Genomic DNA, 9,405 nt, shown 5'->3' with positions numbered 1-9,405 from the left:
GAGGGCGAGTGTGAGCAACGAGCACCGCGAAGGGGCCCTGGCCGGGCCGGGGGCCGCCGCAGGGGAGGGGCTTTCCGCCTCACCGTGCGTCTGGAGACGCAGACTGCTGACGGTACTCAAGCCGGTGTTCGCGATGGGCGGCCTGGGGATGTTGGGGACCCTGGTGCACAAGGCCGGCGCGGGCGAGCTGAAGACCACGCTCCTGGACGCGCTGCCGCTGCTCCCCTGGGTGGTGTTCATCGAACTGGGACGCCAGGCGTGTGACGCCACGGCGACGCGGCTGTCCTACGGCGCGCGTGCACGGCAGGTGCCGTTGTCGGTGTTGGTACGAGCGCAGCTGATTGGAACCGCCGTGTCGAGCATGGCGCCCGCGGGCCGAACGGCGGCGGAGGCGACGAAGGCCACGCTGCTGACGCCATACACGGGAGGCGCGGCCGCGACGGCGGCGGCGGCCACGTCGCAGTCGGCGTCGCTGGGAGCCGGAGGGCTCATCTCCTTCCCGTGCGCGCTGGCGGCATATCTGATGACGGGCTGGAGCACGTTCACGGTGGCGATGCTGGTGCACGGCGTCGTGTTGCTGCTCGCGTCGCTGGGCGTGCGCGCGGGGCTCCGGACGAAGCGGCTGGGCACGTGGATGCGCAGGCGGTGCGGAAAATGGGGCGAGCACGCGGAAGCGTTCCAGGCATCGGTGTGCGCCGGAGGGCTGTGTCCGTGGCGGCCGATGCTGGCCTTCCTGGGCAGCCGCGTGTTGCAGGTGATGCAGTACGCGGTGCTGGCGCACGCGGTGGGCATCGACGCGTCGGTGGTGCAGGCGCTGTTCACGCAGGGGCTCTACCTGGTGGCGCTGGCGATGGGCTCGCTGGTGCCGGGGCAGGTGGGCGTGACGGACGGGATGTTCTCGCTGGCGGCGGGAGCGATGGGGACGACGGCCGCGAAGGCGATGTCCATCGCGCTGCTCGCGCACACGGTGCAGGCGGTGTTCGTGCTGGTGGGAGCGCTCACGCCGCTGGTGTGGCGCGCGAAGGCGAAGGTGGCGGCCGCCGCGCCGGTGGTGCCGCCCGTGCTGTCCGCGCCCGTGTACCGCTGAAAGAGGCTCAGGCCGGTCGGACCTGGACCGGTGTCCCGCTGAACGCGGCGTTGCCGCTGACGGCGTCCAGCGCCTGGTCATCCGTGAGGTCGTTGATGCTGGCACCCGCGTGCGCGCTGGCGACCTGCTGGCGGATGCCTGGGCGCTGGTGCCCGTAGCCATGCGGCAGGCTGACGACGCCGGGCATCACATCGGCGGTGACGGCGACGGGCACGGTGACCTCTCCCACGCGTGAGCGGATGGTGGCGTTGGCGCCATCCGCGAGCCCTATGCGTGAGGCGTCGTCCGGGTGGACCATGAGCGTGCAGCGGGGACGGCCCTTCACGAGCCCCGGCACGTTGTGCATCCACGAGTTGTTGTCGCGCAGGTGCCGCCTGCCGATGAGCAGCAGCTCACCCTCGCGAGGTGCCGCGTCGTCCGGGAACGCGGCACGAAGCCGGGCCACGTCCGCGACGAGCAGCTCCGGTGCCAGTTGGATGCGCTTGGAGCGGTTGCGGAGCCTGCCGGGCAGGCTGGGCTTCATCGGGCCCAGGTCGATGCCATGCGGCGCGGCACGAAGCTTCGCGAGCGACAGTCCGTGCTTCTTGAGCGGATGGAAGCGCGAGCCATAGGGCCCCATGCGCAGGCCCAGGTCGAGGATGCGCTCCGGCCCCATGCGCTTGAGGGCCTGGTACTGGAGCAGTGCGCGAACGCTCCGTCCCTTGCGCAGGGTCTCCAGCCGGTGCTGGAGCTCCAGGAGGATCTCCCAGTCCTGCCGCGAGTCCGGACCGGCTGGGAACACCGGCGGCGAATACTTCGCCGTGTTGCGCACGGCGAGCACGTGGAAGACGAGGTCGTAGTGTCCTCGCTCCAGCAGCGACGCGGGCGGCAGGATGTAGTGGGCGTGGCGGGTGGTCTCGTTGAGATACGGATCCACGCTCACCATGAAGTCGAGCTGCCCCAGCGCGGTGTCCAGCTGCGTGCCATTGGGCGTGGACAGCACGGGGTTGCCGGCCAGGGTGATGAGCGCGCGGATGCGGCCCTCGCCCGGGGTGAGGATCTCCTCCGCGAGCGCCGCGACGGGAAGCTCTCCGGAGGACTCCGGCAGGCCACGCACCCGGCTCTTCCAGCGGCCATGGCTGCCAGGGCTGACGCCGAACGCGCGAGGCCCGCCAATGAGGTCGAAAGCGGGAAGGGTGAAGAGCGCGCCGCCCTCGCGGTCCAGGTTTCCGGTGACGACGTTGAGGACGTTGATGAGCCATTGGCAGAGCGAGCCGAACGGCTGCGTGGACACACCGACACGCCCGTAGCAGACAGCCCCGTCAGCGGCGAGGAAGTCCCGGGCGATGCCGCGAAGCACCTCCGGTGCGATGCCCGTATGAGGCGCCGTGCGCTCCGGAGGGAAGTCCTGGACGAGCGGCAGCACGGTGTCCAATCCGTCCACGAACTCCGCGAGCCGTCCCATGCGGTGCGCGTTTCCCTCCAGCACGACATGCAGCAGGGAGAAGAGGGCGAGCGCGTCGGTGCCGGGCCGGACGAAGACGTGCTGGTCGGCGATGACCGCCGTCTCCGTGCGGCGGGGATCGATGACGACGACCTTTCCGCCTCGCTCCTGGATGGCACGCAGCCGGGCGCGCACGTCCGGCGTCGTCATCAGACTGCCATTGGACGCGAGCGGGTTCGCGCCCAGGACGAGCATGTACCGGGTGCGGTCGATGTCCGGGATGGGCACCAGCAACTGGTGGCCGAACATGAGGTGGGCCGCGAGCTGATGAGGAAGCTGGTCCACGGAGGTGGCGGAGAACCGGTTGCGCGAGCGCAGCGCGCGAAGCAGCCCGGGCCCGAACATCATCGCGCCCAGGTTGTGGACGTTGGGGTTGCCCAGGTACGCGCCCACGGCGTTCGGTCCATGCTCCTTCTGGAGGTCATGGAGCCGCTGCGTGATGTCGCGGAACGCGTCCTCCCAGGACACGCGCTCCCAGCCGGAAGCGGTGCGCTTCATGGGATGGCGGAGCCGGTCCGGATCCTCGTGCAGGTCGCGGAGCGCCACGGCCTTGGGACAGATGTGGCCCCGGCTGAACGGGTCCGCCGCGTCCCCCTTGATGGACGTGATGCGCCCCCCCGCCACTTCGATGCGCACGCCGCACATGGCTTCACAGAGATTGCAGGTGCGGAAATGGACGGAAGCGCTCATGGACGGAGAGCCTACGCCGGCTCTTCCCCGTGTGGGGCCATTGGGTGACAGACTGTTCCCCACGATGGCTTTCCTGAACGTGTCGGTCCACGACGCCGAGGTCACGGGCGTACGGATGGATCGGGAGAAGATGTTCCTGCAGGTGGAGCTGGTCCTGCACACCCGCGAAACCGTCTGGTTTGACTTCCAGGGTGCGGAGGAATGGTCCCTGGAGAGGCTCGGGACTCAGAACGTGCTCTTCGACATTCGCGAATGGCGAGCGGGAATGGACGGAGCCGCCGAGCGCTGCGCGGAGTGGGCACTGGATGCCGTCTGGACGCAGAAGGTCCTCGCGGGTGAACTCGCCCTGTACGAGTTCGAGCCGTCCGTGGGGATGGGCGGCTACGTCGTGGCCCGCGCCGTGACGATGGCGCGCACCTGGGAAGAGAGCTCCCTGCAAGGCGTCTCCATCGAACTCGACTTCCTCCTCAAACCCGGCTGGAAGCGGACAAGTGAGGACGGCGGGAACCACGTGGTCACAGGCCCCGCGGGTCCTGAGTTCAGTTCGGAGATCTGGCGCATTGCCCAGTTCATCACGTACGGCGACTACATGAGCCTGGAGAAACTGGATGAGGCGGGGCACCTCTACCGGCTGATGTCTCGCGCACGCAAAAGCATTGGGTTTCAGGTGATGTTCCGGGCGGTGCATCCGGACCCATGAGAGGTCACATGATTTCCCACTCCAATCGATTCATTCACCTGGAACTCAAGCCCGAAGCTGTCTCGCCCTACGCCCTTATGGGGACCATCCGTGTCATCGGCGACGAAGGGCGAATCCAGGACGAACAGACATACATCAATGCCTGGCTGTGGGCCCTGGACGTGGGGCTGAAGCGGCTCCAGCACGAGTCACCCGTGCGGGTGAAGTTGCTCTGGGAACCCGATGCCCTGAGCTTCGCTCACGACGAAGGCGTGCTGGTGATCACGTACGAGGATCAGGTGGCACGGGTGCGGGATGTCGCTGCCTTCCGGCAGGCGCTTCGCGAAGCGGCGCAGCATCTGAAGGCCCTGCGCGATGAAGCAGAGCGGATGGACGTCGCGAAGATGATCCACTCGGACATCTTCAAGTTGCTGGACGGCGTTCGTCAGCGCCCGTCCATGTATGTGCCTGGCAACGAGCCTCTGGGCTTGGTGCATCTGCGAAGCCTGGAGCAGATGCTGTGGGGCTACTCATGCGCATTGCGCCACCACGGCATTCTGGAGCCAGGGCTCGATTTCTCCGTGAAGTTCGGGGCGTACCTCTTCGAGACAAGAGGCTGGAGCACCTCCTGCGGTCCGGCCGCCGCCATCCACAAGGCCGCCGGCAGCGACTCGGAGGCATGGGCGCTGTACTGGAAGCTCATCGACGAGTTCCGCGAATCGCTGGCCCGCCCCAACCCGCTTCCGGAGTAAGCTCAGCTCCCGGGTTTCATGACACCCCGCGCCATCCGTCGTGTCCGCCGGACAACCGGGGAGTCACTTGAGCCCCCAACAGCCTTGCCTTGGGCCTCCGGTTGCCGTCCAATGGTGCACAAACCAATGATCGTGACCGGTGGCGGTTTTTAAGAGCATGCGCACCGTTGCGATCACCGGCGTTGGGAAGAGGGTGAAGGGGAAGGCGATGATGGGGACGGCGTTGAAAAAGGGGGCGCGAGGGCTCGCGCTGGGGATGCTCCTGCTGGTGGGCGCTGCCGCCCATGCGGGACAGGCGGGCGGGGTCAACATGCCGGATTCCCTCCAGGTGGAGGGGCGCACACTCGCGCTCACCCACATGGAGCTGAAGAAGAAGCTCTTCTTCAATGTGTACGTGTGGAGCCTCTACATGGAGGAGGAGCCCACCTGCTTCAAGGAGGCTGTGTCGTCCAACAGCCTGAAACGACTGCACTTCCGCTTCCTGCGCACCATCAGCAAGGACCAGCTCGTGGGCAGCTTCCGCGAGGGCCTCCGCCAGAACCCGGCCATGCGCCAGGACGCCCTCAACCAGTCCCTGGAGAAGCTGCTGTCGTCCCTCCATGACGTGCGCAAGGGCGACGACCTCGTCCTCACCTACCTGCCCGGCTCCGGCCTCCACGTCTCCGGCGGCGCGTCCGGCGGGGTCCACATCCCCGGCAAGTCCTTCGCCGACGCCCTCTTCAGCTCCTGGCTGGACACCCACCCCATCTTCCCCAAGTAGGGCCGCTCGCCCGGCGGGGAAGTTTGGCCTCAAATTGGATGCGCGTTTCTCCTAGGCTGCGGGCCCGAGAGCGGTAATCTCGGACCCACCAACATCCTTGTCAGGAGGAATCGCACCTATGCGGACACGTCTGGTTCTGGCTGCCCTCGTTGCCCTTTCCACGGGTTGCGTCTCGCAGGGGAAGTTCAACGAGAAGGCCCTGGAGGCGGAGGGGCTGACGAAGAACCTCACGGATGAGAAGGCGGCCCGCGCGGCCGCCGAGGCGAAGATCAAGGAGCTGGAGGAGAAGCAGACCGCGCTGGAGCAGGAGAAGACCGCGCTGGAGACGCGCCTCAACGCCTCCGAGAACCGCCTCACCGGCGCCGCGGCCGAGCGCCGCGCCCTGGAGGAGAAGAACGCGCAGCTGGCCGCGCTCAACGACGAGCTGGGGCGCAACGCCAAGAAGCTCGCGCAGGCGAAGGAGGAGCTGGAGAAGAAGAGCTCCGAGTACGAGAACCTGGCCCAGTCCCTCAAGCAGGAGATTTCCGACGGCAAGATCGAGCTGTCGGAGATGAAGGGCCGGATGACGGTGCAGCTCAAGGACAAGATCCTCTTCGCGTCCGGCTCCGCGCGCGTGGGCAAGGAAGGGCAGGACGCGCTGGTGAAGATCGCCGACGCGCTCAAGACGGTGAAGGGCCGCATCGTGCGCGTGGAAGGCCACACGGACGACGTGCCCACCGGCGGCGGACAGTTCGCCACCAACTGGGAGCTGAGCCTGGCGCGCGCGATGGCGGTGGTTCGTTCGCTTCAGGACTCTGGCGTGGACCCGACCATGCTGTCCGCGGCGGGGTACGGGCAGTACCAGCCGCTCGTTCCCAACGACACGCCGGAGCACAAGAGCCAGAACCGGCGCATCGAAATCGTTCTCGCCCCCGGCCTCGGGGGGCGCTAGGAGGGGGCGCGGGAGACCCGCGCACCCTTCATGAGAACGCTCCTCTGCGTCGTCTGTGTATTGCTTGCGACCGGAGCCGTGGCACAGGCTCCGGACGCAGGAACTCCCGCCAGCGACGCTGGCGCTCCCACGGGCGTGCTGACGAAGCCGCCCGCCCTCCTGCGCCAGGTCGAAGCGGCCTACCCGCCGGATGCCGCCGCCCAGCAGTTGGAGGGCACGGTGGTGATGTTCATCGACATCTCGGAGACGGGCGCCGTCACGAATGTCGAAATCACCCAGCCCGCGGGTCACGGCTTCGACGAAGCCGCCACGGAAGCGGTGAAGCAGTTCCAGTTCGAGCCCGCGGAGGTGGACAACGTCCCCGCGCCGGTGCGCATCCAGTACGCCTACCAGTTCGTCTTCCGCGCGCCGGAGCCGCAGCCGGAGGCCTCGCCGGACGGCGGCGTCGCGGAGCCGCAGGGGCCGGTAAACTTCAGCGGCCAGGCGGTGGAGCGCGGCACGCGCAAGCCCCTGGTGGGCGCGGAGGTGGTGCTCACGGAGTTGGACCGCTCCACCGTCACGGACGGCGAAGGGCGCTTCTCCTTCCGAGGCGTCCCCGTGGGCACGCACCCGGTCGTCGTGGTGCTGGGCAACTACGACCGCTTCAAGACGCAGGAGACGATTGAAGAGGGCAAGGAGACGCGGGCCACGTACTACGTGCAGAAGCGCATCTTCAGCCAATACGAGACGGTGGTCCGCAGCGACCGCGAGCGCAAGGAGGTGACGCGCACGACCATCTCGGTGGCGGAGGTGCAGCGCATACCGGGCACGCAGGGTGACACGCTCAAGGTGGTGCAGAACCTGCCGGGCGTGGCGCGGCCCGCGTTCAACGGCGGCGCGCTGGTCATCCGAGGCACCAGCCCGCAGGAGTCCGGCGTCTTCCTGGACGGCCTGCGCATCCCCATCCTGTACCACTTCGGTGGCCTCACCTCCGTGTACAACTCGGACCTGCTGGAGGCGGTGGACTACCTGCCCGGCAACTTCTCCGCGTACTACGGCGACATCACCGGCGGCGTCATCAACGTGCGCAGCCGCGAGCCCCGCACGGACCGCTACCACGCCACGGTGGGCATCAGCCTCATTGAGTCCAACGCGGTGATTGAAGGCCCCATCACGGACACGCTGAGCTTCGCGATTGGCGGCCGGCGTTCGTACATCGACCTGGTGCTCAAGGCGGTGCCGTTCGACGACGACAGCCTCCAGGTGGCGCCGCGCTACTACGACGCGCAGGCGAAGCTGGTGTGGAAGCCGAGCCGCCGCCACACCTTCACGCTGCAGGGCCTGACGTCACGTGACCGTCTGGCATTGCTCCTGGACCAGCCGGCGGATGGCGACCCGTCCGTCAATGGCGGCCTGGATGTGACGACGGGCTTCAACCAGCTGCGCCTGCGGCACCAGTTCCGCGAGGGCAGGCTGACGGTCGACACGCATGGGCTCGTGGGCAACACCCTCCTGGACTTCCAGATTGGCGAGCGCGGGCTGCGCATCGCGTCCACGGACCTGTATCTGCGGCCCACGGTGGAGTACGCGTTCAACGACAGCGTGATGGTGGCGGGCGGTCTGGACGTGGTGGCGAACCTGGCGAACGTGACGGCCAGCATCCAGCAGCCGCCGCGCGAGGGCGAGCCGCCGTCGCCGCTGGTGACGGAGGACCTCATCAACATCGACGGGAAGTTCACCCAGTACTACCCGTCCGCCTGGGCGGAGGTGCGGTGGCGGCCCATCAAAGACTTGCTGGTGGTGCCGGGCGTGCGCACGGAGAGCTACATCTTCACGGACCAGCAGGAGGTGAAGCGCACGGTGAACCCTCGGCTCGCGGTGCGCTACGCGCTCACGGAGACGCTGACGCTGAAGGGCGGCGCGGGCGTCTACCACAGCCCTCCGGTGCAGGATGAGCCGTCGCCGGGGTTCGGCAATCCGGACCTGGGGGCGAAGCGGTCGCTCCAGTACAGCGTGGGCGCGGAGTGGCAGGCGCGGCCGGAGTGGTTCGTGGGCAGCGAGGTCTTCTACAACGACCTGGATGACCTCATCGTCCGCTCGAACGCGCGCGTCGTGCGCGACGGCGAGTCCGTGCCGGAGAACCTGAAGAACGGCGGCGTGGGGCGCATCTATGGCTTCGAGCTGCTGGTGCGCCGGGCGTTGACGGACCGGTTGTTCGGCTGGATTTCGTACACGCTGAGCCGCAGCGAGCGCCGGGACGCGCCGGGAGCGCGCTGGCGCAAGTTCGACAACGACCAGACGCACGTGCTGACGGCCATCGCCAGCTACAAGCTGCCGAAGGGCTGGGAGGTGGGCGCGCGGTTCCGCTTCGCGTCCGGCAACCCGACGACGCCGGTGCTGGGCTCCAAGCGCGACGACACGACGGACGTGTTCATCCCGTACTACGGGCTGGTCAATTCCCAGCGGCTGCCGTCGTTCAACCAGCTGGACATCCGCGTGGACAAGAACCTCATCTTCGACACCTGGAACCTGGACCTCTACCTGGACCTGACGAACGCGTACAACAACCAGTCGGTCGAGGGCGTGGCCTACAACTACAACTATTCCAAGCGCGAGTACTTCAAGGGCCTGCCCATCCTGCCCGTGCTCGGCTTGAAGGGAGCCTTCTGAACGCCATGCGCACTCCCGTCCTGCTGTCTGTCATTGCATTGCTGGGGTCGAGCGCGTGCAGTGGCCCCGACTTCGAAGCCCAGAGTGAGATTCGCAGCGTGCGCGTGCTCGGCATCAAGGCGGAGCCGCCGGAGCTGGCGTTGGATCCGAACGCCTCCACGCTGCCGCCGCCGGTGACGTTCACGGCGCTGGCGGTGACGCCGGACGCGCGTCCGGTGACGGTGACGTACGCGCTGTGCCGGCCGGACGTGAATCCCTACGGGGACGTGGCGTGTCCGGGGGACAGCGGGGTGCCGTTGCCGGGCGGGGTGTTGTCGTTGAGTGACCCGGCGGTGCAGGCGCTGCTCATCGCGGCGTTCCAGGCGGCCACGGGG

General features: G+C 67.9%; 7 protein-coding genes and 1 pseudogene. 7 read left to right on the top strand and 1 reads right to left on the bottom strand.

Annotated elements, in window-relative coordinates; translation table 11 throughout:
• Positions 1-1,087: lysylphosphatidylglycerol synthase domain-containing protein (locus D7Y11_RS39445; RefSeq protein WP_306770490.1), on the top strand; the 1,087-nt coding region annotated here is incomplete at its 5' end.
• 7 nt (positions 1,088-1,094) lie between these two features.
• On the opposite strand, the gene D7Y11_RS39440 is transcribed toward D7Y11_RS39445, so the two are convergent.
• Positions 1,095-3,260, bottom strand: coding sequence for a molybdopterin oxidoreductase family protein (locus tag D7Y11_RS39440; protein ID WP_126936260.1), 2,166 nt, complete (start codon positions 3,258-3,260; stop codon positions 1,095-1,097).
• Positions 3,261-3,324: 64 nt separating this feature from the next.
• Between D7Y11_RS39440 and D7Y11_RS39435 the strand changes: the two genes are divergently transcribed.
• From D7Y11_RS39435 to D7Y11_RS39410, 6 genes and pseudogenes are all read left to right on the top strand, one after another.
• Positions 3,325-3,960: a hypothetical protein gene (locus tag D7Y11_RS39435; RefSeq protein ID WP_126936259.1), complete on the top strand. Its 636-nt coding sequence runs from the start codon at positions 3,325-3,327 to the stop codon at positions 3,958-3,960.
• A gap of 8 nt (positions 3,961-3,968) precedes the next feature.
• Positions 3,969-4,691, top strand: a complete 723-nt coding sequence (locus tag D7Y11_RS39430) for a hypothetical protein (RefSeq protein ID WP_126936258.1) — start codon at positions 3,969-3,971, stop codon at positions 4,689-4,691.
• A gap of 157 nt (positions 4,692-4,848) precedes the next feature.
• Positions 4,849-5,451 carry a chalcone isomerase family protein gene (locus D7Y11_RS39425; RefSeq protein ID WP_233597476.1) on the top strand — a complete coding sequence of 201 codons (603 nt, stop codon included), beginning with the start codon at positions 4,849-4,851 and terminating at the stop codon, positions 5,449-5,451.
• Between the two features lie 118 nt (positions 5,452-5,569).
• Positions 5,570-6,382 (top strand): OmpA family protein, encoded by an 813-nt coding sequence (locus D7Y11_RS39420; protein ID WP_120599470.1) that lies wholly within the window; start codon positions 5,570-5,572, stop codon positions 6,380-6,382.
• 30 nt (positions 6,383-6,412) lie between these two features.
• Positions 6,413-9,031 carry a TonB-dependent receptor gene (locus tag D7Y11_RS39415; protein WP_126936257.1) on the top strand — a complete coding sequence of 873 codons (2,619 nt, stop codon included), beginning with the start codon at positions 6,413-6,415 and terminating at the stop codon, positions 9,029-9,031.
• 5 nt (positions 9,032-9,036) lie between these two features.
• Positions 9,037-9,405, top strand: a pseudogene (locus D7Y11_RS39410) (hypothetical protein); the annotation flags it as partial.

Origin of the sequence: Corallococcus sp. AB018 (assembly GCF_003986945.1) — a bacterium.
Taxonomy (GTDB): Bacteria; Myxococcota; Myxococcia; order Myxococcales; family Myxococcaceae; genus Corallococcus; species Corallococcus exiguus.
Note: the sequence above shows the minus strand (reverse complement) of the source record. Positions and strands in the feature narration are given on the sequence as shown.